The sequence below is a fragment of the Pseudomonas mohnii genome (assembly GCF_900105115.1).
Taxonomy (GTDB): domain Bacteria; phylum Pseudomonadota; class Gammaproteobacteria; order Pseudomonadales; family Pseudomonadaceae; genus Aquipseudomonas; species Aquipseudomonas mohnii.
Genome location: NZ_FNRV01000001.1, coordinates 4,115,419 through 4,137,541, shown reverse-complemented (window position 1 = coordinate 4,137,541; position 22,123 = coordinate 4,115,419). Strand labels below are relative to the sequence as shown.

Annotated in this window: 19 protein-coding genes and 1 pseudogene; 10 read left to right on the top strand and 10 right to left on the bottom strand. The window is 62.0% G+C overall.

Annotated features, from left to right (window positions below; all coding sequences use genetic code 11):
• Positions 1 to 2 precede the first annotated feature (2 nt).
• On the bottom strand, positions 3 to 1,904 hold the full coding sequence (gene quiC / locus BLV61_RS19210; protein WP_090466944.1) for a 3-dehydroshikimate dehydratase QuiC: 1,902 nt from the start codon (positions 1,902 to 1,904) through the stop codon (positions 3 to 5).
• A 549-nt stretch (positions 1,905 to 2,453) separates the two neighbouring features.
• Between quiC and BLV61_RS19205 the strand changes: the two genes are divergently transcribed.
• The 3 genes and pseudogenes from BLV61_RS19205 to BLV61_RS32280 all read left to right on the top strand — a co-directional run bounded on the left by BLV61_RS19205 (position 2,454) and on the right by BLV61_RS32280 (position 5,512).
• Positions 2,454 to 3,791 (top strand): MFS transporter, encoded by a 1,338-nt coding sequence (locus tag BLV61_RS19205; RefSeq protein ID WP_047533572.1) that lies wholly within the window; start codon positions 2,454 to 2,456, stop codon positions 3,789 to 3,791.
• Positions 3,792 to 3,889: 98 nt separating this feature from the next.
• Positions 3,890 to 4,657, top strand: a pseudogene (locus tag BLV61_RS32285) (MCP four helix bundle domain-containing protein); the annotation flags it as partial.
• Positions 4,649 to 5,512: a methyl-accepting chemotaxis protein gene (locus BLV61_RS32280; RefSeq protein ID WP_482822326.1), complete on the top strand. Its 864-nt coding sequence runs from the start codon at positions 4,649 to 4,651 to the stop codon at positions 5,510 to 5,512. The pseudogene BLV61_RS32285 and the gene BLV61_RS32280, both read left to right, overlap by 9 nt.
• Before the next feature lie 6 nt (positions 5,513 to 5,518).
• Here the strand turns inward: BLV61_RS32280 and BLV61_RS19195 are convergent, their stop codons facing one another.
• From BLV61_RS19195 to BLV61_RS19180, 4 genes are all read right to left on the bottom strand, one after another.
• Positions 5,519 to 6,397 (bottom strand): DMT family transporter, encoded by an 879-nt coding sequence (locus BLV61_RS19195; protein WP_047533578.1) that lies wholly within the window; start codon positions 6,395 to 6,397, stop codon positions 5,519 to 5,521.
• A gap of 116 nt (positions 6,398 to 6,513) precedes the next feature.
• Positions 6,514 to 7,329 carry a sugar phosphate isomerase/epimerase family protein gene (locus BLV61_RS19190; RefSeq protein ID WP_047533581.1) on the bottom strand — a complete coding sequence of 272 codons (816 nt, stop codon included), beginning with the start codon at positions 7,327 to 7,329 and terminating at the stop codon, positions 6,514 to 6,516.
• Positions 7,330 to 7,331: 2 nt separating this feature from the next.
• Positions 7,332 to 8,387, bottom strand: coding sequence for a Gfo/Idh/MocA family protein (locus tag BLV61_RS19185; RefSeq protein WP_047533583.1), 1,056 nt, complete (start codon positions 8,385 to 8,387; stop codon positions 7,332 to 7,334).
• A gap of 239 nt (positions 8,388 to 8,626) precedes the next feature.
• The gene (locus BLV61_RS19180; protein ID WP_047533586.1) at positions 8,627 to 9,403 is read right to left on the bottom strand and encodes an IclR family transcriptional regulator; all 777 of its coding nucleotides are present in this window, start codon (positions 9,401 to 9,403) and stop codon (positions 8,627 to 8,629) included.
• A 175-nt stretch (positions 9,404 to 9,578) separates the two neighbouring features.
• Here BLV61_RS19180 and BLV61_RS19175 point away from each other — a divergent pair, with 175 nt between their 5' ends.
• From BLV61_RS19175 to BLV61_RS19160, 4 genes are all read left to right on the top strand, one after another.
• Positions 9,579 to 11,327: an FAD-dependent oxidoreductase gene (locus BLV61_RS19175; RefSeq protein WP_090466942.1), complete on the top strand. Its 1,749-nt coding sequence runs from the start codon at positions 9,579 to 9,581 to the stop codon at positions 11,325 to 11,327.
• On the top strand, positions 11,311 to 12,144 hold the full coding sequence (locus BLV61_RS19170; RefSeq protein ID WP_090466941.1) for an aldo/keto reductase: 834 nt from the start codon (positions 11,311 to 11,313) through the stop codon (positions 12,142 to 12,144). The genes BLV61_RS19175 and BLV61_RS19170 overlap by 17 nt, the downstream gene beginning before the upstream one ends.
• Positions 12,145 to 12,388: 244 nt before the next feature.
• Complete coding sequence (gene ypfJ, locus BLV61_RS19165) at positions 12,389 to 13,276, top strand: KPN_02809 family neutral zinc metallopeptidase (protein WP_090466940.1); 888 nt, start codon at positions 12,389 to 12,391, stop codon at positions 13,274 to 13,276.
• A complete protein-coding gene (locus BLV61_RS19160; RefSeq protein ID WP_090466937.1) occupies positions 13,277 to 14,236 on the top strand; it encodes an alpha/beta fold hydrolase in 960 nt (319 codons plus the stop codon).
• 128 nt (positions 14,237 to 14,364) lie between these two features.
• Here the strand turns inward: BLV61_RS19160 and BLV61_RS19155 are convergent, their stop codons facing one another.
• The 3 genes from BLV61_RS19155 to BLV61_RS19145 all read right to left on the bottom strand — a co-directional run bounded on the left by BLV61_RS19155 (position 14,365) and on the right by BLV61_RS19145 (position 16,498).
• Entirely contained in the window at positions 14,365 to 14,958 is a 594-nt protein-coding gene (locus BLV61_RS19155; protein ID WP_047539082.1) for an HAD family hydrolase, read from the bottom strand.
• Entirely contained in the window at positions 14,955 to 15,824 is an 870-nt protein-coding gene (gene tesB, locus BLV61_RS19150) for an acyl-CoA thioesterase II (RefSeq protein ID WP_047533601.1), read from the bottom strand. Before tesB ends, BLV61_RS19155 begins: the two co-directional genes overlap by 4 nt.
• A 104-nt stretch (positions 15,825 to 15,928) precedes the next feature.
• The gene (locus tag BLV61_RS19145; protein ID WP_090466933.1) at positions 15,929 to 16,498 is read right to left on the bottom strand and encodes a GNAT family N-acetyltransferase; all 570 of its coding nucleotides are present in this window, start codon (positions 16,496 to 16,498) and stop codon (positions 15,929 to 15,931) included.
• Between the two features lie 75 nt (positions 16,499 to 16,573).
• On the opposite strand from BLV61_RS19145, the gene BLV61_RS19140 reads away from it, so the two are divergent.
• Positions 16,574 to 17,494: a histone deacetylase family protein gene (locus tag BLV61_RS19140; protein WP_047533607.1), complete on the top strand. Its 921-nt coding sequence runs from the start codon at positions 16,574 to 16,576 to the stop codon at positions 17,492 to 17,494.
• A 290-nt stretch (positions 17,495 to 17,784) separates the two neighbouring features.
• On the top strand, positions 17,785 to 19,026 hold the full coding sequence (locus BLV61_RS19135; RefSeq protein ID WP_090469925.1) for a TIGR03862 family flavoprotein: 1,242 nt from the start codon (positions 17,785 to 17,787) through the stop codon (positions 19,024 to 19,026).
• Between the two features lie 116 nt (positions 19,027 to 19,142).
• On the opposite strand, the gene rhlE1 is transcribed toward BLV61_RS19135, so the two are convergent.
• The gene (gene rhlE1, locus BLV61_RS19130; RefSeq protein WP_090466929.1) at positions 19,143 to 20,480 is read right to left on the bottom strand and encodes an RNA helicase RhlE1; all 1,338 of its coding nucleotides are present in this window, start codon (positions 20,478 to 20,480) and stop codon (positions 19,143 to 19,145) included.
• Between the two features lie 78 nt (positions 20,481 to 20,558).
• The gene (gene yedA / locus BLV61_RS19125; RefSeq protein WP_047533616.1) at positions 20,559 to 21,488 is read right to left on the bottom strand and encodes a drug/metabolite exporter YedA; all 930 of its coding nucleotides are present in this window, start codon (positions 21,486 to 21,488) and stop codon (positions 20,559 to 20,561) included.
• 164 nt (positions 21,489 to 21,652) lie between these two features.
• On the opposite strand from yedA, the gene BLV61_RS19120 reads away from it, so the two are divergent.
• Complete coding sequence (locus BLV61_RS19120) at positions 21,653 to 22,105, top strand: Lrp/AsnC family transcriptional regulator (RefSeq protein ID WP_047533619.1); 453 nt, start codon at positions 21,653 to 21,655, stop codon at positions 22,103 to 22,105.
• The last annotated feature ends 18 nt before the right edge of the window (positions 22,106 to 22,123 follow it).

Sequence of the window (22,123 nt, the reverse complement as noted above, 5' to 3'; positions counted from 1 at the left end):
TCCTACAACTTTGCCTGACGGACGGCACCACTTCGGGATTTGGCCATTGCCGCCAGTCGTACCGCGACGTTGGCCGCGCCGTAACCGGCATAGCCGTTCTTGCGCTGGATGATCTCGAAGAAAAACCGCCCTTCGAACGGCTCGGTGTACACATGGAACAGCTCGCCACCCTGGGCATCGCGGTCGTACAGCACGTTGTAGTAGGCCAGTTCGCTGAGGAACTCGTCGTCGAAGTCGAAGCGCGCCGCCAGGTCGTCGTAATAGTTGAGCGGGATGTCCAGCAACGGAACGCCCGCCGCTTTCGCACGACTGACTTCGGCAAAGATATCGTCGCAATCAAACGCGATGTGATGCACGCCGGAGCCGCGATAACTCGACAGCGCGTGTGAGACGGCGGTGTTGCGGTTCTCGGAAATGTTCAGCGGCAGACGAATCGAGCTGTCCCGACTGCGCAACGCGCGGCTCTTCACCAGACCATAAGGGTCGGGCAACACCACTTCGTCGTTGGCCTCGAAATCCAGCAGGCTCTTATAGAACAACACCCAACTGTCGAGGCTGTCGGCCGGCAGGGCCATCGCCATGTGATCGATGCGTTTGAGACCGCCGCTGGCCAGCGCGTTCGGCTGCAGGTTGAAGTCGGTACCGTAGACGTCGGCGTCCTGGTCCACCAGGTAAATCAGGCTGCCATCCGGCGCGCGCACGGCGGCGAGCTCCAGTTCATTGGGGCCGACCAGCCCGCGATAGGGCTGGCCTTTGTAAGCCACGGCGCGGGCCAGTGCACTGGCGCTGTCCTTGACCCGCACGGCGGTGGCGCACAGCGATGGACCGTGGGCCTCGAAAAAACTGTGGCCGAACGAGTAAGGCTCGGAGTTGAGGATCAGGTTGATATCGCCCTGGCGCAACAGGCTGACGCTCTTGGAGCGATGCTGGCCAGCCTTGACGAAACCCAGGCGTTCCAGCCAGTTCGAGAGCTTGGCCCCGAGGCTTTCATCCACGGCGAACTCGAGAAACTCGATGCCGTTGTACTCGCTGGCCTTGGGCGTCTCGAACAGGATGTCGAGATTGGCCGCGGGCCGGGACTCCTGCGCCAGACGCTGACGGGTTTTCTCTTCGAGGTACAGCAACGAACGCAAACCGTCGGCGGCATTGGCCCGTGGTGGCGCGGCGCGAAAGCCGTCGTTGAAAATCTCCAGCGACAGCGGCCCGGTGTAACCGCTCTTGATGATCGGTGCGAGGAAGCCCGGCAGATCGAACTCACCCTGGCCAGGGAAGCAGCGGAAATGCCGGCTCCACTCCAGCACATCCATGGCCAGGATGGGCGAGTCGGCCATTTGCACGAAGAAGATCTTGTCGCCCGGGATATCAGCGATGGCGCTTGGATCGCCCTTGAGCGACAGCGTATGAAAGCTGTCGAGCAACACGCCGAGGCTTGAATGATCGGCCTGACGCACGATGTTCCACACCTGTTGATAGGTGTTCACATGCCGGCCCCAGGCCAGTGCTTCGTAACCGATACGCAAACCCCGCGCGCCGGCGCGTTCGGCCAGCAGGCGCAAGTCGTCGACCAGAATCTGCTCATCGCCAATGGAATCGGCCGAGGCGTTGCTGCACACCAGCACCAGGTCGGTGCCCAGTTCCTGCATCAGGTCGAACTTGCGCTCGGCCCGCTCCAGATTGCGCGACAGGCGGTCACGGCGGCAGCCTTCGAAATCCCGGAACGGTTGAAACAAGGTGATGGCGATCCCGAGATCGGCGCACATCTGTTTGATTTCCCGGGGGCTGCCGTCGTAGTAGAGAAGGTCATTCTCGAAAATCTCGACGCCGTCAAAACCAGCGGCGGCAATGGCTTCGAGTTTTTCCGGCAGGGTACCGCTCAAGGAAACGGTGGCAATGGAACGCTGCATATCTTCGACTCCGGGTACTGGAGACCATTTTGTCAGGGGCACTGTGGCGAGGGGGCAGCCCCCTCGCCACACTTCGCCATCTGCTACAAGGATCACGTTTAGCTTTGAGTGAATTATTGGCTGCGTGATTGCGCACAGCAATTTAAAGTGTACTACCCAGTTAGTTTTGCGTGCGATTATCGAACAAAATGGCAATTGGCGAATTGACGATTTTTCGCCCACTGCGCAACATCAACACCACATTGGGCCCGGTCACCACTCATCGGTCCCAGTTAACAACGACCCAGAACACCACATAAAAATTTCAAAAAAACGGGTATACGCTCATGCGCTCCTTCACCGCTCTGCTCGCTCGAACCAACGCCATTACGCCTGGCCCGGCGTCCATCCGAACCCTGCGCACCGCTGGCACACACGTGCCGCTCGCTGAATAACCCGTCAGCCGACGAAACAGCCGATCAGTCCTCACGCGCTCGCCGCCAGCGATTGATCACGCGCCCTTGAAGTCCCGACGAGCCTGGCTTGTCAGTCATTGAACGGATGGCACACATGAATCCTACACAAAGCTCACGCATGGCCCCGGCCATGAGCGCTACCACCGGTGGCATCGGCGATAAAATCCGCGGCGCCATGGCCGTCGGCAAAACCCGTTGGGGCATGCTGGCGCTGGTGTTTTTCGCCACCACCCTGAACTACATCGACCGCGCCGCCCTCGGCGTCATGCAGCCCATCCTGGCCAAGGAAATGAGCTGGACGGCGATGGACTACGCCAACATCAACTTCTGGTTCCAGGTCGGCTACGCCATCGGCTTCGTGCTGCAAGGGCGCTTGATCGATCGGGTCGGTGTGAAGCGCGTGTTCTTCTGCGCCGTACTGCTCTGGAGCCTCGCTACCGGCGCTCATGGCCTGGCCACATCGGCGGCTGGCTTCATGGTTTGCCGCTTCATCCTCGGCCTGACCGAAGCCGCCAACTACCCGGCCTGCGTGAAGACCACGCGCCTGTGGTTCCCGGCCGGCGAGCGTGCCGTGGCCACCGGTATTTTCAACGCCGGGACCAACGTCGGTGCGATGTTCACGCCGATGTTGCTGCCATTGATCCTGCACGCCTGGGGCTGGCAAGCCGCGTTCCTGTGCATGTCGGCACTGGGCGGCATCTGGCTGGTGTGCTGGGGCCTGAAGTACTTCAACCCGGATGATCACCCGAGCGTCAAACAGTCGGAACTGGACTACATCCAGAAAGAAGACGAACCGGAACAAACTCGCGTACCGTTCTCGAAAATCCTGCGCATGCGTGGCACCTGGGCCTTCGCCCTCGCCTACTCGATCACCGCGCCGGTGTTCTGGTTCTACCTGTACTGGCTGCCACCGTTCCTCAATCAGCAATACAACCTGGGCATCAACGTCACCCAGATGGGCATCCCGCTGATCATCATCTACCTGACTGCCGACTTCGGTAGCGTGGGCGGCGGGATTCTGTCCTCGTTCCTGATCGGCCGCGGTATCAACCCGATCAAGGCGCGACTGATGTCCATGTTCCTGTTCGCCTGCTGCATCATCGGCGTGATCATGGCCGCCGGCTCCAGCAACCTGTGGGTCGCGGTGTTCGCCATTTCCCTGGCCATCGGCGCGCACCAGGCCTGGACCGCGAACATCTGGAGCCTGGTGATGGACTACACGCCCAAGCACATGATGAGTACGGTGTTCGGTTTCGGTGGCATGTGCGCCGCCATTGGCGGGATGTTCATGACGCAGTTGGTCGGCCATATCCTGACCGTCACCAACAACAACTACACCGTGCTGTTCACCCTGATTCCGGCGATGTACTTCATCGCGCTGATCTGGATGTACTTCATGGCCCCGCGCAAGATTCCGAAAGTAGAAGACTGATGCTGCCTCGGCGCAGGCCCGATTTCGGGCCTGCGCTTTTTTTGTGCCCGCATTTCATGAATCCATGATTTTTCGTTCATCGCCAAGGAGGTCTAACCATGTCGCCAGGTCGCCTGAGCATCGCCCAACGCGCGGTCATCAGCTTCGGTCTCATCGCCCTGCTGGTGCTGTTGCAGGGCTTGTTCGCCCTCAAGCAAGTCGCCGAAGTGCGTGCCACCGGCCAATACACCGAGAACATCTCCCTGCCCAGTACCCGCTACCTGGGGGAAATCCGCGACTATGCATTGAGCATTCGCGTACTCAGCCTGCGCATGGCACTCAACCGCGACCCCAAAGTGCTCGAGGCCACGGTGAGCCGCCTGCATCAGGTGCAGGGCTGGCTGGAACAGGCGCTGAACAAATTCACCCCCCTCGTAGGCGATTACAACAGAGAGCCGTACGAAAAATTCGTCGCGACCGTCACCCAATACCGTCAAGCGCTCGCGCAATACGAAACCCTGTCGCGGGAAAACCGCCAGGAAGAAATGACCGCGCTGCTCAACGGCAAGATCCAGGATTACTCGACACTGACCGGTGACCAGTTCGCAGAGCTGGTGGCCCTCACCACCCAGCAAGTCAGCCAATCGGCGCAACAGGCCGACGCGCTCTACAACCAGGTGAAAGTCACGGTGATCGGGGCCTTGATCGCCGTCTCGCTGCTGACCGTGCTCCTCGCCTGGATGTTGATTCGCAGCATCGTGGCGCCCATCCGTCAGGCCGTAGACGTGGCCGAGCAGGTCGCCGCCGGGGATCTCAGTACGCCGATCCGCAGCCACGGCATGGATGAAACCGGGCGTTTGCTGACCGCGTTGTCGATCATGCAAACCAGCCTGCGCGAGACCCTGCAACGGATCAGCGACGCCTCCACACAACTGGCCGCTGCCGCCAACCAGATGAAACAGAGCACCCACCAGGACTCTGGCCGCCTGCAACAGCAGCACAACGAAATCGAACAAGCCGCCACGGCGGTGAACGAGATGACCGTGGCCGTGGAAGAAGTCGCACGCAATGCCGTATCGACGTCTGACAGTACGCGCCAGTCGACACAACAGGCGAGTCAGGGTCAGGCGCGGGTGATTGAAACACTCGACTCGATCCAGGCCATGAGCGCCGATGCCGGCACAGCCCTGCAACAGGTGCAGACCCTGGCCGAGCAATCCCGGGAAATCGGCAAGGTGCTGGACGTGATTCGCGCCATCGCCGAACAGACCAACCTGCTGGCGCTCAACGCGGCCATCGAGGCCGCCAGGGCCGGGGAAGCCGGGCGCGGTTTTGCGGTCGTGGCCGATGAAGTTCGCGCACTGGCCCATCGCACTCAACAATCGACCCGGGAAATCGAACAGATGATCGGCCGGGTTCAGGGCGATACCGAAGGTGTGGTGCAGTCGATGCACGGCAACAGCCAGCGCGTTGCGCAAACCCTGTCGCTCGCGGAACAGGCTGGCATCGCACTGGCAGAAATTACCCGGGCCATGGAACAGATCCATGAGCGCAACCTGGTGATTGCCAGCGCGTCGGAAGAGCAAGCGGCGGTGGCGCGCGAGGTGGACAGGAATCTGCTGAACATTCGCGACCTGTCACTGCAAAGCGCCGACGCCTCGACCCGCACCAGTGCTACCAGCCAGGAGCTGTCGCAATTGGCGGCGGGCCTGCAAAACCTGGTGGTGCGCTTCAGGTTCTGAGCGGCCTCAACGGCGACTTTGCTGCCAGGCCGCCGCCAGGCCACTGCAGCAAATCACCGCGATCCCAAGCACCGTGGTCAAGGTTGGCGTGTGGGAAAAGAGCAACCAGCCCAGCAGGCCGGCAAACACGATCTGGCAGTAACTGAAGGGCGCCAGCAAAGCGGGCGCGGCATGGCGGAAAGCCTGGGTCAGAAACAGATGCGCCGTCATGCCGCAGGCGCCCAGCGCCAGCATCAGCACGCCATGGGGCAGGCTCGGCACCTGCCAGAAGAACGGCACCAACGCACTCATTACCAGGGTGTTGCACAGCCCGGCGAAGAAGTTGCTGGTGGTCGGGCTGTCGATCTCGCTGAGCTTGCGGGTCAGCAGTTGATAGAAGCAGAAAAACAACGCCGAACAGAACGGCAGCAACACCGCCGGGGTGAACAACTCGCCGCCGGGGTGAACAATGATCAGCACGCCGCTGAAGCCGAAAATCACCGCCAACCACTGCCCGCGCGTCACGCGCTCCTTGAGCAACGGCACCGACAACGCCGTGACCAGCACGGGCGCCAGGAAGTTGACCGAGGTCGCTTCCGCCAGCGGGATGTACATCAACCCCGTGGTGAAAAACAGACTGGTGCCCAGCAGGCATAACGCCCGGACCAATTGCAGCAACGGGCGCTTGGTACGCAACACCCGCAACCCGGATTGCGGCAGGAATATCCCGGCCATCAACAAGGTGTGCACCACATAACGCGCCCACACCACCATGACAATCGGGTAGAACCCCGAGAGGTATTTGGATATCGCGTCATGACTGGAAAACAGGAAGGTGGCAACGACGATCAGCAAGATGCCCTTGAAGGGCTGATTGACGCCGGAAAGCGGGGTGCTGACTGTCATTGGGTTTCCTTTTGTTTACATCAAAAATCAAAAGCTTCGCGGGCAAGCCACGCTCCTACAGGTCAGCATAAAACGTGTGGGAGCGTGGCTTGCCCGCGACAGGTGCGCAGCACCGCTTACAGCCGCGCCAACAATTCCCGGGTTTTATCCAACGCCATCTGCGCCCGGTCCAACCCGCTCACGCCCTGCTCCAGCAGTTGCAGGGTGGGAATTTCCAGACTCAATGGAATGTTAGCCGGCAAACAGCGCAACAGACCCGGCAGATCGCAATCGCCATCGCCGGGAAACCGCCGCTCATTACGGGCCTGACGCAAAATCTCGGCCATGTCGGCCGGACGCGGCCCCGCCACATCACATAACTGCGCATACCGTAGCCGCGAAGGGGCAACCCTGGCCAGATCTTCCAGCCGCGACCCGGAGCGATCGAAATGGAACGCATCCACCAGCACTGCACCGTTTTCGCGCCCGGCCGCCTCGACGATGCGCACGGCTTGCTCAAGGTTGCGCGCATCGGTCCAGGGCATGAACTCCAGGTGCGGATGCAGTCCATATGGGGCCGCCAGATCACAAAGCAGCGCAAAGTTATCGATCAGGCGTTGCTCATCCACATCATTACCGGCCACCAGTAATTCAGTCGCACCGAATTCGGCACCGACCGCCAGAACCTTCTCGAATTCGGCGACGACGGTATCCGGCTTCAAGCGCAGGATTTCAACATCCAGTACACGTATGCCGGTATCGCGCAGACGCGCCAGGGTCTGACGGCGCAAACCCGCATCCGCCACCAGGGCAAAATGGTGCTCCTCCGGCGTCGCCGGCACCAGACGCAAGCCGACGTGGCTGTACCCGGCCCGCGCCGCGACGTCGACCATCTCGGGCGGTGACAACTCCAGCACGGTCAGACTGGCCAGGGAAAAGATTCGTTCACTCATGGTCAAGCCTCAATCAGGGAAGGTGTGCAAGCGCGACCGGTTTCGGCGGCTTCGCGGATGGCTTCGATCAGCGCCAGGGTGCGGGCGGCATCGGCGGCGCTCACCAGCGGCTCGACTTCCCGGCGCGCGACGCGCACGAAATGCTGCAACTGCAAGCGCAACGCCTCATCGGCGCTGAAGCTTTCCTGCGTCTGCACCAGGGACTGATGCCACCCGCCATCGGCTTCGGTGTAATGCCAGCGCTTGAGTTGCGGAATGCTCAGCGCCCCGCCGGTTCCGGCGAGCAAGTAACACGGCTGGTCGGCCTGACGCGGATACACCGGGTTCTCCCCGGAATCCAGCTCCCAACTCCAGGGCGCCGCCACCGCGTCGGACCCGGTCAGGCTACCCAGGGCACCGTTGTCGAACTGCAGCAACACCGCCGCGCAATCTTCGTTGGCAAAACCGCGGATGGCGTTGCTGGTAATGGCCTGCACCTGACGTACTTCACCGCACAAGTGCCGCAGCAAATCGAGGTCGTGGATCAGGTTGGTCAACAACATCCCGGCACCCGCCTCGCGGCGCCAGGGCGTCTCGAAGTAACTGTCGGGTTTGCGCAACTGCCAGAGCGCCGTGACCGTGGTCAACCGGCCCAAGGCGCCGCTCTTGACCAGTTCATGGGCACGGACGATCAACGGATTGTGCCGCCGATGATGGCCCACCAGCACCGGTACACCCGTAGCCTTCGAAGCCTCCACCAACTGGCGAACCTCATCCAGATGCACGCCGACCGGTTTCTCCAGCAACACCGCTACACCGACGGCGAGGCAGTCGAGGGCGGTGCTGATGTGCAGGTTATTCGGATTCGCGACGATGACCGCGTCCGGCTTCATCTGCTCCAGCATCTGAGCGTGATCGGCGAAATACGCCACGCCCCATTCGGCGGCGAGGGTTGCTGCTTGCGGACCGGGATCGGCCACGGCGCACAGCGTCGCTTCAGTCAGGGTTTTCAGATGCTGGTAATGCTGCTGGCCCATGATGCCAGCGCCGATCAGGGCGATTCGAAGGGGCGAATTCAAGGCGCGGTCCTCTTGTGTTTATTGTTGGAAGGAAGGTTTCCAATAATTTAGAACCCAGTTCCAGATTCTTACACACACAAGGACTGAAAGTGTTCGAACAACGCACAGCTTCATTTGGCAAACGAAAATCCTTTGTGGGAGCGGGCTTGCCCGCGATAGCGGACCTCCAGCCAACAATGATGTCGGATATAAGTCCCTCATCGCGGGCAAGCCCGCTCCCACAGGAGAAACTTGCGCCCCTAGTTAAACAACTCCGACGCCAGGCTCGCCGCCGACAACTCCTCGGTAAACCTCAACAACAACGGCGCCAGTTCATGCAGTCGCGCGCCCGGCATCCGCGCGCTCGGCCCGGCAATGCTGAGTACGCCGATCACCCGGCCATCGCCGGGATGACGCACCACCGCGGCAATCGCCGACGTGCCTATCGCCGAACTTTCCTCGACACAGGCATAGCCTTGCTCCCGCGCCAGGCGCAGGCGCTCGAGCAATTCAATGTTCGAGCGCGGCGCATTCGGCCCCAGTTCCAGTGGTCGGTCCATGGCCTGGCGTTCGACCAGCGACAGGGCTTCGGCATCGCTCATGCACGCCAGCCACGCATGCCCGGAAGCCGTGTAAAACAGCGGGGCATCGCGGCCCATGTCCGGGTCGTAGCGCAAGCCGGAGCGGGCCCCCTGGGACTTGGCGATCCAGGTCTGCCGCTCGCCGTCTATGACGCCCAGGCGCACCAGTTCACCGGTTTCCTGAGCCAGGCGATCGAGCACCGGCTGCACGATATCGGCGCCACTGCTCGACAGATAACGGAACCCCATCGCCACCAGCTTGGTCGACAGGTGGTAGCGCAGGTTCTCCGGATTCTGTCGCACATAACCGAGGCGAATCAGCTCCGCCAGCATGCGATGGGTGGCGCTCTTGGGGATGTCCAGCTGCTCTGCCAGGGTCTGCATCGGCAGGCCACGGGGGTCGCTGGTGAGGCTTTCAAGCACACTGAAAACACGTTCGATCTGACTGCCGGCCATGGGAGCTTCCACGCAAAATTTGCTCGATTCTAGAAGACAACCGGCCGAATGCGAAATCTGGAACTCGCCGTCCGATTACCGCCCGCTTTGTGCGCCCCAGGCTTGCCCGACTCCGTCGACCTCTTATATTTTCTGGAATCAAATTCCAAAATAATAGACCGCTGGAGTGCTCAAAATGCCTGCCGAACCGCCCATTCTTCCCGACATCGACTGTGATGTGCTGATCGTCGGCTCCGGTGCGGCCGGTTTGTCGGCCGCTGTCACGGCGGCATGGCATGGCCTGAAAGTCATTGTGGTGGAAAAGGATGCGGTTTTCGGTGGCGCCACGGCATGGTCCGGCGGCTGGGCCTGGGTGCCCTGCAATCCCCTGGCCCGTCGCGCCGGCATCGTCGAAGACGTGGCACTGCCACGCACCTATTTAAAACACGAGTTGGGCGAGCACTTCGAGCCGGCAATGATTGATGCCTTCCTGGAGGCCGGCCCACAGATGGTTGCGTTTTTCGAACAGCACACCTCGCTGCAATTCGCCGACGGCAATGCCATTGCCGACATTCACGGCGACACGCCAGGCGCAGGCACCGGCGGGCGCTCGGTGATCGCCGCCCCTTATGACGCACGAAAAGTCGGCAAGCTGCTCAAGCGTCTGCGCAAAACCATGCGTGAAACGTCGTTCATGGGCATGCCGATCATGGCGGGCGCGGACCTTACGGCATTCCTCAACCTGACCCGCTCGCTGCCCGCCGCCTGGCACGTCACCCGACGCTTCACCCGCCACCTGCTCGACCTCGCCGTGCATGGCCGCGCGATGCAACTGGTCAACGGTGTGGCGCTGGTCGCACGCCTGGCAAAATCCGCCGAGGACCTCGGCGTATTGCTGTGGGAGTCGGTGCCCGTCACCGAGTTGCTGCGCGAGAACCATCAGGTCCGTGGTGCGGTGGTCAGCACCGCCAAGGGTTCGGTGCGCATCCAGGCGCGCAAGGCCGTCGTGCTCGCGGCCGGCGGTTTTGCCAATGACATCGAACGGCGCAAGGCATTGTTTGCGCGCACGCCAACCGGGCGTGAGCACCTGGCCTTGCCGCCGCTGGCGGTGTCCGGCGACGGGCTGCGACTGGGCGAAAGCGTCGGCGCTCGAGTGAATACCGATGTGGCGTCACCGGTCGCCTGGGCACCGGTCTCGCAGGTGCCGCACAGCGATGGCAGCGTTGGCCATTTCCCGCACATTATTGAACGCGGCAAGCCGGGGATCATCGGCGTGCTGAGCAATGGCCAGCGCTTCGTCAACGAAGCCAACGGCTACTACGACTACGTCAAGGCCATGGTCGCCGCTGCCCCGCCAGGCGAAGAGGTCGCTTCGTGGCTGATTTGCAGCCATGGTTTCCAGCGGCGCTACGGGCTGGGCATCTCTCGGCCGTTTCCGGTGCCGTTGTCATCCTTTATCCGCAGCGGCTATCTGAAAACCGGTAACACCCTTGAAGAATTGGCGTCGGCCTGCGGCATCGATCCGGCCGGTCTGCGCCGCACCGTGGAAGACTACAACCGCCATGCGCGCAACGGTGAAGACCCGCAGTTCGGTCGCGGCTCGACCCCATATAACCGCAAGCAGGGCGATGCGCGGCAGCAACCCAACCCCTGCGTCGCGCCGATCGAACAAGGCCCGTTCTACGCGGTGAAGGTCCAGCCCGGTTGCTTCGGCACCTTCGCCGGGCTCAAGGTCAACGCACACGCCCAGGTCCTCGACGACACAGGTCAGGCCATCGCCGGGCTGTATGCGGCGGGCGGCGACATGGCCAGCATCATGGGCGGGCACTACCCCGCCGGCGGCATCAATCTGGGTCCGGCGCTGACCTTCGGCTACATCGCCGCGCGGCATATCGCGGGTATCACCGCTTATGAAAAGGAGATCGACCATGCAGCACATCGTTAACGCCCAAGGTTTGAACATGCCAAAACTGGGCCTCGGCACCTGGCCGATGCTGGGCGAGGAATGCACCCGCGCCGTGGAACAGGCCCTGGCACTGGGTTATCGGCACATCGATACGGCGGCGGGCTACAACAACGAAGACGCTGTCGGTCAAGCACTGGCGAACAGTCCGACACCCCGCGAGCAGATCCACGTCACCACCAAGGTCTGGTGGGACCAACTGCAACCCGACGCCATGCGCCACTCCATGGACCGCAGCCTAAAGGCCCTGCGCAGCGATTACGTCGACCTGTTCATGATCCATTGGCCGAGCACCGACTGGGACTTGCCGAGCACGATCGAGACCCTGGTGTCGTTCAAGGAACAGGGCCTGGCGCGCAATATCGGCGTGGCGAATTTTCCGCTGCCGCTGTTACGCACAGTCGTCGAGGAACTGGGCGCCCCGCTGTCCGCCATTCAGGTCGAGTATCACGTACTGCTCGGCCAAAACGCCCTGCTGAACTACGCCCGTCAACTCGATCTGGCCCTCACGGCCTACACGCCCCTGGCTCGCAACAAGGTGTCGGACATCCCGCAGATCCGTCAGATCGCCGCCAAACACGGCGTGCTGCCAACCCAGGTCGCACTCAAATGGCTGCTGGATCAAGCGAACGTGGCCGCCATTCCCAAGGCCAGTAGCGAGGCCAATCAACGGGCCAACCTGGCGGCGCTGGAGGTGCAACTGGATGACACGGACCGCGCCTTGATCGCCAGCCTTTCCAAACGCGAGCGTCAGGTCAGCCCGCCCTTTGCCCCGGTATGGGACGCGTTCGACGAATAACCCCGCCGATCCGGGCGCTTTACGCAGCGCTCGATGTTCCCCCGATAAAAAAACCGTCGCCCTGCGGAATTCGTCGGGGTGTCCGTGTTCAATACAAGCCTGAAATGTACTCGGCAATCCGTCAGGGGTTGCCGGGCCTACGGGCGCGTGCGACAAAAACCCGGACGACTGGACTGGCGCCGCTCCCACTTGGCAGCAACACTCACCGCACGGGTCATTACCCGGAACAGAAGAGGATTCCCACATGCTATGGAAAAAAGGCCGACGCAGTGACAACGTGGTCGATGCCCGTGGCGATGATGCCGGCGGCGGCGGGATGCGCTTTGGCGGTGGCAAGGGCCTGAGCCTGACGGCCATCATTCTGATCGTCGGCATCGGTTGGATCACCGGCCAGGACCCGCTGCAGATCCTCGGCCAACTGACCGGGCAGATGGGCCAGCAAACGGCACCGGCGACCACTCAGACGCGCAAGGCGCCACCAGCCAGTGATGAAGGCGCCGAATTCGTCCGTTCGATTCTGGGTGATACCGAGGACACCTGGCAGCAGATTTTCCAGCAGGCCGGCAAGCAATACAAAGACCCGACCCTGGTGTTGTTCAGCAATCGCGTGAACTCGGCCTGCGGCCTGGCGACGTCGGCCACCGGTCCGTTCTATTGCCCGGCGGACCAGAAGGTCTATCTGGACATGGCGTTTTTCCAGGAAATGGCCCAACGTTTTTCCGCGGCGGGGGACTTTGCCCAGGCCTACGTGATCGCTCACGAAGTCGGACACCACGTGCAGACCTTGCTCGGTGTTTCCGCAAAAATCCAGGCCGCGCGCCAGCAAGGCCGGCAAATGGAAGGCGATGGTGGCTTGCTGGTGCGTCAAGAACTGCAAGCCGATTGCCTGGCCGGCGTCTGGGCCAACCATGCACAACGACGGCTGAACTGGCTGGAACCGGGCGATGTCGAAGAAGCGCTCAACGCTGCCAATGCCATCGGCGATGATCGTTTGCAGCAACAGGGTCGGGGCCGTGTGGTGCCCGACTCGTTTACCCATGGTACGTCGGCGCAACGGGTGCGCTGGTTCAAAACCGGATTCGCCCAAGGCCAGGTTGGCCAGTGCGACACCTTTGCGGCGAAAAATCTGTAAATGAAGACGTGGCTGTTGGCGTTATTGATCACTTGCACAAGCACTTGGGCTGCCGAGCATGCCGTCAAGGAGGTCAGCCCCGGACGCCTGTTGTTGAAATCAGGCGAGATCGCGGTGGGCATCAGCCCTGGCCCGGCCAAAATCGAACGTGTGCTGATCATCGTCCATGGTCGCTTGCGCAACGCTCAGACCTACCTGCACAGCGGCGAACACGCGGCGGAACTGGCCGGGCAAAGTGCGACAACACTGATCATCGCCCCACAATTCCTTAATGAAACCGACGTCGCGATGCATCCCGTCGCCGAGACCGTTCTGCGCTGGCAGGGCAATGAGTGGATGGCGGGGGGCGAATCCACTGCGCCGTTCCGTCTCAGCGCCTTTGCGGCGCTGGACGAAATCATCGCCCGCCTGGGTGATCGCGAACAGTTTCCCGATGTGAAGCAAATCGTCATCGCCGGCCACTCCGGTGGCGCTCAAGTGGTTCAGCGATACGCCCTGCTCGGACACGATCAGCCAGCCCTCGACGCCGCCGGTGTGCAGGTGCGCTATGTCATCGCCAATCCATCTTCCTATGCGTACTTCGACGAACGCCGGCCAGTGGCTTTCAGCCATGCCCGCTGCCCGGACTTCAATCGCTGGAAGTACGGGCTGACGGATCTACCCGCCTACGCCGAAGGGAAAACGCCGGCGCAACTGCTGGCAACCTACGTCAAGCGCAACATCGTTTATCTGCTGGGGCAACAGGACATCGACCCCAACCACCCGGCGCTGGACAAGGGTTGTGAAGCCCAGGCGCAAGGCCCCTATCGATTGGCCCGCGGGCGCAATTACTTTGAGTATCTGAAGCGGATGCAACCGAAAGGGCTCAATCAGCAACTGATCGAAGTGCCCGGCGTCGGGCATGACGGGGATGGGATGTTTACTTCGCCGGAGGGGCAAAAGGCGTTGTTCGGGCGGTAGGTTTTGCGCTGGCCGAGCCGGCGCCATCGCGAGCAAGCTCGCGCCCACAATCAATCGCACTCCACTGCGTGAGCGAGCCTGCTCCGGGCGGCGTTCCGACGATAGCGTCAGATCAGGCAACCAAGCGCTCAAGCCGAGAGCATCTGCCGCAACTCGATGCAATCGGCCGCATGCCAATCGGTCAATTCCGGCCACGGATTATCCGGCAGGTTCACCAGCACCGTCCGTGCCCCCGCCGCCCGCCCGCAATCCAGATCAAAGCGGTAATCACCGACCATCACCATTTCGCTCGCCGGTACGTTCCAGGCTTGCGCCAATTTCAGCAAACCACCGGGGTGCGGTTTTGGCGGCGCTTCATCTCGACCGAGCACGTCCTCCACCGCGAAGCAGTCAGCCAGGCCAATGGCCTCCAGCGTGACATGCGCCAATTCACGGGCATTGCGCGTGAGAATACCCAGGCGATAACCACGCCCGGCCAAGTCACGCACCAGCTCTACGGCACCCGGTGCCGGTTTCGACCCGAGCGCCAGGTCGCGCTCGTGCTCAAGCAGCCACGCATGCTTGGCAGCGGCTTCGTCGGCCGGTAGCGCGGCGAGGTGGGTCAGGATGTCGTCTTCGGCCGGGATCGCCAGCGCCACGCGAATCGCCGCGAAATCATGCACCGCCACCGTCAGGGTGCCGTCCATGTCGAACACCCAGTGACGCACGTCGGCCAGACTCATGACCAATCCTTGCGATGACGGATCAGGCCTTCCTGCGTGACCGAGGCCACCAGTTTCCCGGCGCGGTTGAACACGCTGCCACGGGAGAAACCACGGGAGTTGCCGGCCCAGGGACTGTCCATCGCGTACAACAACCAGTCATCGGCACGCAGATCAGCGTGGAACCACAGCGCATGATCGAGGCTGGCGACCTGCATGTCCTTGTGCCAGACCGATTTGCCATGGGGCTGCATCGAGGTGGTCAGCAGACCGAAATCCGAGGCGTAGGCCAGCAAGTACTTGTGCAACGCCGGGGAGTCGGCCAAGGCGCCGTCGGCGCGAAACCAGACGTACTTGATCGGGTCGGACGGCAGCGGGTTGTAGGGATCCTTTTCGGTGATCGGCCGGAACTCGATCGGCTTGGGGCACAGCAGTTTTTCGCGCATTTTCTCGGGAATCAGGTGCGCGCGCTGCTGGGTCAGCTCCAGCTCCGATGGCAGGTTTTCCGGACCGACCACTTGCGGCATTTCGCTTTGGTGCTGGAAACCCTCTTCGTCGTACTGGAACGAGGCGCTGCAGGTGAAGATCGGATGACCCTTCTGGATCGCGGTCACCCGGCGCGTGCTGAAACTGCCACCGTCGCGCACCCGGTCAACCTGATACACCACCGGCAACCCGGCGTCGCCCGGACGCAGGAAATAGCCATGCATCGAATGCACATGGCGCGCCTCATCGACGGTCTGACTGGCCGCCGACAGGGACTGGCCGAGTACCTGGCCGCCGAACAACTGCCGAAAACCCAGGTCCTGGCTACGGCCACGGAACAGGTTTTCCTCAATCGGCTCCAGGGTCAGCAGGTCGACCAGATCATCCAACACTTGGCTCATTCAGACTCTCCTCACACAAAGCAATGCCGCGCAGTCTTGGCTGCGGCGGTCGATTCAGTTTCTGGCCAGGGCCGATGGGAGCCATTGTAAACATCCGCGGCGGCTTATCCATGCAAGGTTTGCAGCCATTGTTCACGGCTGATGCGATACAGCACGTGATGGCGCAAGGGATGATCGACGGCAAGGTTGGGGTGTTCAAAGTCATCAGCGCAATCATGGTGCATGCCAATGGCCTGCATGACTTTCTGTGATGGCAGGTTGCTGTCGGCCGTGAAGGAGACGATTTCGTTCAGCGCCAAACGGTCAAACCCGCAGCGCAGAGCGGTCCACGCCGCCTCACTGGCATAACCCAGTCCCCAATGCTCCCGCGCCAGGCGCCAGGCGATTTCGATGGCGGGGGTGAACGGCGCGTCGAAACCCACCACCCCGAGCCCGGTAAATCCGATGAACTGCCCAGTGTCCTTGCGCTCCAGCGCCCACGGACCGAAACCATGCTCAGCGAAATGACCACGGATTCGCCCGATCAATGAAGCACTTTCCAGTCGGCTCAAGGGTGCCGGGAAATAACGCATGACCTGTGGATCGGCACACATCGCCGCAAACTCCGGCAAATCCTCATCCTGCCACTGCCGCAATAGCAGCCGCGCGCTCGCGAGTTCCAGTATCGGCTCCATCGTGCTCCCCCCATTTTCATGCCGCGAGTCTACAACGCTGGTAGGATCCTTCACTCATTCCTGTACGAAAGCATCATGCCGCTGCCGCTGATTTATCACGAAGACTACAGTCCCGAATTCCCGGCGGATCACCGCTTCCCCATGGACAAGTTCCGCTTGCTGCGCGATCACCTGGTGGACAGCGGCCTGACTCGCGACGCCGACCTGCTGCGTCCGCAACTCTGCCCGCCGGAGATTCTCGCCCTCGCCCATGACCCTTCGTACATCGAACGCTACATGGGCGGCGAGTTGTCCCGCGAGGATCAACGTCGCCTCGGCCTGCCCTGGAGCGAAGCCCTGGCCCGGCGCACGGTGCGGGCGGTCGGCGGCTCGTTGCTGGCGGCCGAGCAGGCGCTCGAGCATGGCCTGGCCTGTCACCTGGCCGGCGGCACTCACCACGCTCACTATGACCACCCGGCCGGCTTCTGCATTTTCAATGACCTGGCGGTGATCAGCCATTTCATGCTGGAAAGTGGCCGGGTCAACCGGGTGCTGATCTTCGATTGCGATGTGCACCAGGGTGACGGGACTGCACGCATCCTGCACGACACTCCGGAGGCTATTACCGTTTCCCTGCATTGCGAGAAGAATTTTCCTGCACGCAAGGCCGAAAGCGACTGGGACATTCCATTGCCCAATGGCATGGGCGATGCCGACTACCTGAAGGTGGTGGATGACGCGCTCAACTATTTGTTGCCGCTCTATCAACCGGATCTGGTGCTGTATGACGCCGGCGTCGATGTGCACAAGGACGATGCCCTCGGCTATCTGAAGCTGACCGACGAAGGCCTCGCCGCCCGCGATGAAGCCGTGATGCGCCACTGCCTGGGCCGCGACATCCCGGTGGTCGGGGTGATTGGCGGCGGTTACAGCAAGGACCGCAAAGCCCTGGCCCGCCGCCACGGCATTCTCCACCACAGCGCGCAGCGGGTCTGGCAGTCATCAGGTTGTCACTGAGTTGTGGGCGCTTTACCCACAATGCCTGTGGAGCTGCCTGTGGATAACCTGAGTGAAAGGGACCGCAGCCCATGCGGGGTGTGGGCTACAGACTAATGATCATTTTTTAACCACCCTAAAAAACACCGATAACCCCTGTAGGAGCGAGCCTGCTCGCGAGAAACATAACGTCACCGCTGGGCATCTGGTTGCACGCGTTATCGTTCAAGACCTTCGCGAGCAAGCTCGCTCCTACAGAAGGCGAGGCTGGTAGAATGCCCGCCCTATCCCGCCAGACCGCAGCGCAGCCCATGACCCGACCCTCGACACCCTCCGCCTTTCACGTCGCCATCATCGGTGGCGGCCCCGCCGGCCTGATGGCGGCTGAAGTGTTGAGTCAGGCCGGGATCAAGGTCGATCTGTACGACGGCATGCCTTCGGTCGGGCGCAAATTCCTCCTGGCCGGTGTCGGCGGCATGAACATCACCCACTCCGAAGCCTACCCGGCGTTCCTTTCGCGCTATGCCGAACGGGCACCGCAGATCGCCCCACTGCTGCGCGGCTTCGGCGCCGAAGCCCTGTGCCAGTGGATTCAGGACCTGGGCATCGACACCTTCGTCGGCAGCTCGGGCCGGGTCTTTCCGACCGACATGAAAGCCGCGCCGCTGCTCCGTGCCTGGCTCAAGCGTCTGCGTGACAGCGGCGTCGTTATCCACACCCGCCATCGCTGGCTGGGCTGGAATGGAAACGGCGGTTTGCGCATCGACAGCCCCGAAGGCGAAATAACCGTTCAGGCCGACGCCACCCTGCTGGCGCTCGGTGGCGGCAGTTGGGCGCGCCTGGGTTCGGACGGCGCCTGGATGCGGCCACTGGAGCAACGCGGTGTAGGACTGGCACCGCTGCAACCGAGTAATTGTGGCTTCGAGGTGCAGGCCTGGAGCGAATTGATGGTCAGCAAATTCGCCGGCAGCCCGCTGAAAAACATCGCCATCGGCCTCAACGACGACGTGCCGCGCCTCGGCGAATGCGTAATGACCGCCACCGGCATCGAAGGCAGCCTGATCTATGCCCTGTCGGCACCGATCCGCGAAGCGATCAACCGGCACGGCTCGGCGACGATTCATATCGACCTTCTGCCCGGCCGGCCTGTGGATAAAGTGCAGTCGGCATTGAGCAAGCCGCGCGGCTCACGCTCGATGGCCAAACACCTGCACAGTCAGTTGGGCATCGATGGGGTGAAAGCCGCGCTGCTGCGCGAACTGACCTCTGCCGAAACCTTCACGGACATGGCTTTGCTGGCCCAGGCGATCAAGGCATTGCCACTGACATTGGTGAAAACCCGGCCATTGGACGAAGCCATCAGCAGTGCAGGCGGTGTGTTGTTCGAAGCGATGGATGAACGCTTGATGCTCAAGCAACTGCCCGGGGTGTTCTGCGCGGGGGAAATGCTGGATTGGGAGGCGCCGACGGGCGGCTATCTGCTGACCGCGTGTTTCGCCAGTGGGCGGGCGGCGGGGTTGGGGATGATTGAGTGGTTGCAGCGCAAGGGCTGAAGACCGAGTAGCCCCCATCGCCAGCAGGCTGGCTCCCACAGCGGATTTGCGTCGTTCACAAAAACCTGTGGGAGCCAGCCTGCTGGCGATGGCGGCTTAGCAGACGCCGCCGTTAATCAAGGCTTACGCTTGCGCGGCCCGGTATTGAACACCGGCACCTTGCGCACAGGCTTGACCGAAGGTTCTGCTGGTGCGACTTCCCCGCTATCAACCCACTTGCCCAGGTTGCGCTTGCCGCCACCACCCGAAGTTTTCGGTTTCTTCGGCTTTTTCGGCTTCTTGATCACCTGGCCACTGGCATCGGTGTCCGGCACCCGGTGCTCAGGCTCGAAGTCCGGCTCGTTCTGACGCTTCAAGGTCTGACGGGTGAGCATCTCGATGGCCGAGAGCAGGTTCACTTCATCGGCACACACCAGGGAAATCGCCTCGCCGGTCGAGCCCGCGCGGCCAGTACGGCCGATGCGGTGGATGTAGTCCTCGGCGACGATCGGCAAGTCGAAATTGACCACCAGCGGCAAGTCTTCGATATCCAGACCACGGGCCGCGACGTCGGTGGCGACCAGGATCTGCACTTCACTGAGTTTGAAACGGTCCAGCGCTCGCTGACGGGTCGCCTGGGGTTTGTCGCCGTGAATGCCGTCGGCGTTGATGCCCAGGCCCTGCAGCTTCTCGACCAACGCATCCACACCATTACGGGTCTTGGCGAACACCAGCACTTGCTTCCACTTGCCCTTGCGCATCAAGTGCACGAACAGCTCGGGCTTGCGTTTCTTGTCCACCGTCACCACCCATTGCTTGACGGTGTTGGCGGCCACGTTGCGCGGGCTGACTTCAATGGTCAGCGGGTCGTTGAGCATTTGCCCGGCCAGCAGGCGGATGTCGTCGGAGAAGGTCGCGGAGAACAGCAGCGTCTGACGTTTCTTCGGCAATGCGCGGTAAATGTTCGCCAGTTCTTCGGAAAAGCCCAGGTCGAGCATCCGGTCGGCTTCGTCCAGCACCAGGGTTTGCAACTGGTTGAACTTCAGCGCGTTCTGGCGGAACAGGTCGAGCAAACGGCCCGGGGTCGCCACCAGCAGATCGACACCGCTGCGCAGCTTCATCATTTGCGGGTTGATGCTGACGCCGCCGTACACCGCGTAGGTGCGCAACGGCAGGTTCTCGGCGTACTGGCGCACGGCTTCGTGAACTTGCTCGGCCAGTTCGCGGGTTGGCACCAGGATCAACGCGCGGACCGAGTTGGCGGTGACTTTCGGCCCTTCCATGGCCAGCAATTGCAGGAGCGGCAGCGCAAAACCGGCGGTCTTGCCGGTGCCGGTCTGGGCGGCGGCCATCAGGTCGCGACCGGCCAGCACCGCCGGTATGGCTTGCGCCTGAACCGGCGTCGGAGTCTGGTAGCCAAGCTTCTCGAGGGAGCGCAGCAAGGGTTCGATCAGGCCAAGGGTGGCGAAAGTCATGGGAGTACCGTAGGAAAATTCAGCGCGGGTTGTGCAAAACAAGTGTGCAAACAAATGTGCAATGGCGCGCAGTTTACCCTAATTCACACGGGATTCTGTCGGCACTGCCTTCACCACCGGCTGCGGTGGCGAACGGCGCCACTGCGGCAGACCGATCAACACCACGGCACTGATGATCACCAGCATCGCCAGCCCTTCTTCGATACCGATGGTCTCGCCGACAAACACGATCCCCAGCAACACCGCCACCGCCGGGTTGACGTAGGCATAACTGGTGGCCGCCGCCGGGCGCACGTGTTTCAACAGATACATGTAGGCGTTGAAGGCGATGATCGAACCGAACACGGTCAGGTACGCCAGCGCGGCCCAGCCTTCGATCGGTGGCATCTTTTCCAGGTGTTCGCCGCTCACGGCACTGCCGATCAGCAACACCACCCCGCCCACCAGCATTTCCACGGCACTGGCCATGGCACCCTGAGGCAATGGCAAGTGTTTGCTCCACACCGAGCCGAAGGCCCAGGTGGCTGCTGCAAAGATCAACAACGCGGCGCCCAGCGGGCTCGATTGCAGGTTGGAACCGAGGTTGAGCATGGCGATACCGATCAGCCCGAGGACAATCCCGGCCCATTCGAGACGGGTATTGCGCGCGCCCCACAAGTAGCCACAGAGCAAGGTGAACAACGGCACCGTCGCCACCGCCAGGGCGGCGACACCTGAGGCCACGCCCGTGTGCTCAGCCACGCTGACCGCGCCGTTGCCGCACGCCAGCAACAACACACCGATGATGCCCGCGGCTTTCCATTGCGCCCAGGTCGGTGCCGGTGCCCCGCGCCAGCGCAGGAAGGCGTACATCAAGCTCCCGGCAATGACGAAGCGAATCCCGGCCAGCAGCAGCGGCGGCCAATACTCCACGCCGATGCGGATCACCAGGTAGGTCGAGCCCCAAATCACATACAAGGCGAAGAAGGCGGCGATCAGCGGTAAGGGAAAACGACGTAGGCCAGGCATGGGGGGCAGCTCACAGGCAAGACAAGTGAGCAGCTATTCTAGAAAGGCTGACAGCAGAAAATAAGTTACAAAACCTTTTTAAAGCGCCGGTACACTTTTCAAAACACGGAGTTCAGCGCTATATACCGTTGTTTCGAAAGTCAGCCCTTTTCAGGAGTCGCCCCGTGGATAAATACGACCGCATGCTGCTCAGCGCCCTGCTGGAAAACGGTCGCGCGTCCTACGCCGACCTGGCGCGCAAGGTCAACCTGTCCGCCCCCGCCGTGGCCGAACGCGTGGCCAAGCTCGAAGCCAGCGGCGTCATCACCGGTTACCAGGCGAAAGTTGACATGGCCAAGCTGGGCCTGCCGATCCAGTGCGTGATCGAACTGCGCCTGAACCAGCACGGCAACCAGAGAGCCTACGACGACCTGATCAAAATCCCACAGTTGACTGAATGCCACCGGGTGACGGGCGATCCCTGCGTGATCATGCAGGCGGCGGTGGGTTCGATGCCGGAGCTGGAAGAGTTGATCAACCGGATCGCCACGTTCGGCTTCAGCAAGACGTCAATTGTGTTGTCGAGCGCGATAGAGAAGCGCGTGCCGCTGGGGCACATCGAGGGCAATGGAAAGTGAACAACCTGTCGGAGCGAG

Coding starts and splice junctions, on each gene's coding strand:
- yedA (WP_047533616.1), bottom strand. CDS start 21,488: ATGCCTGGCCTACGTCGTTTTCCCTTACCGCTGATCGCCGCCTTCTTC.
- tesB (WP_047533601.1), bottom strand. CDS start 15,824: ATGAGCCAAGTGTTGGATGATCTGGTCGACCTGCTGACCCTGGAGCCG.
- BLV61_RS19205 (WP_047533572.1), top strand. CDS start 2,454: ATGAATCCTACACAAAGCTCACGCATGGCCCCGGCCATGAGCGCTACC.
- BLV61_RS19140 (WP_047533607.1), top strand. CDS start 16,574: ATGCCGCTGCCGCTGATTTATCACGAAGACTACAGTCCCGAATTCCCG.
- BLV61_RS19195 (WP_047533578.1), bottom strand. CDS start 6,397: ATGACAGTCAGCACCCCGCTTTCCGGCGTCAATCAGCCCTTCAAGGGC.
- BLV61_RS19175 (WP_090466942.1), top strand. CDS start 9,579: ATGCCTGCCGAACCGCCCATTCTTCCCGACATCGACTGTGATGTGCTG.
- BLV61_RS19170 (WP_090466941.1), top strand. CDS start 11,311: ATGCAGCACATCGTTAACGCCCAAGGTTTGAACATGCCAAAACTGGGC.
- BLV61_RS19145 (WP_090466933.1), bottom strand. CDS start 16,498: ATGGAGCCGATACTGGAACTCGCGAGCGCGCGGCTGCTATTGCGGCAG.
- BLV61_RS19135 (WP_090469925.1), top strand. CDS start 17,785: ATGACCCGACCCTCGACACCCTCCGCCTTTCACGTCGCCATCATCGGT.
- BLV61_RS19160 (WP_090466937.1), top strand. CDS start 13,277: ATGAAGACGTGGCTGTTGGCGTTATTGATCACTTGCACAAGCACTTGG.
- BLV61_RS19180 (WP_047533586.1), bottom strand. CDS start 9,403: ATGGCCGGCAGTCAGATCGAACGTGTTTTCAGTGTGCTTGAAAGCCTC.
- rhlE1 (WP_090466929.1), bottom strand. CDS start 20,480: ATGACTTTCGCCACCCTTGGCCTGATCGAACCCTTGCTGCGCTCCCTC.
- BLV61_RS19155 (WP_047539082.1), bottom strand. CDS start 14,958: ATGAGTCTGGCCGACGTGCGTCACTGGGTGTTCGACATGGACGGCACC.
- BLV61_RS19190 (WP_047533581.1), bottom strand. CDS start 7,329: ATGAGTGAACGAATCTTTTCCCTGGCCAGTCTGACCGTGCTGGAGTTG.
- quiC (WP_090466944.1), bottom strand. CDS start 1,904: ATGCAGCGTTCCATTGCCACCGTTTCCTTGAGCGGTACCCTGCCGGAA.
- ypfJ (WP_090466940.1), top strand. CDS start 12,389: ATGCTATGGAAAAAAGGCCGACGCAGTGACAACGTGGTCGATGCCCGT.
- BLV61_RS32280 (WP_482822326.1), top strand. CDS start 4,649: ATGCAAACCAGCCTGCGCGAGACCCTGCAACGGATCAGCGACGCCTCC.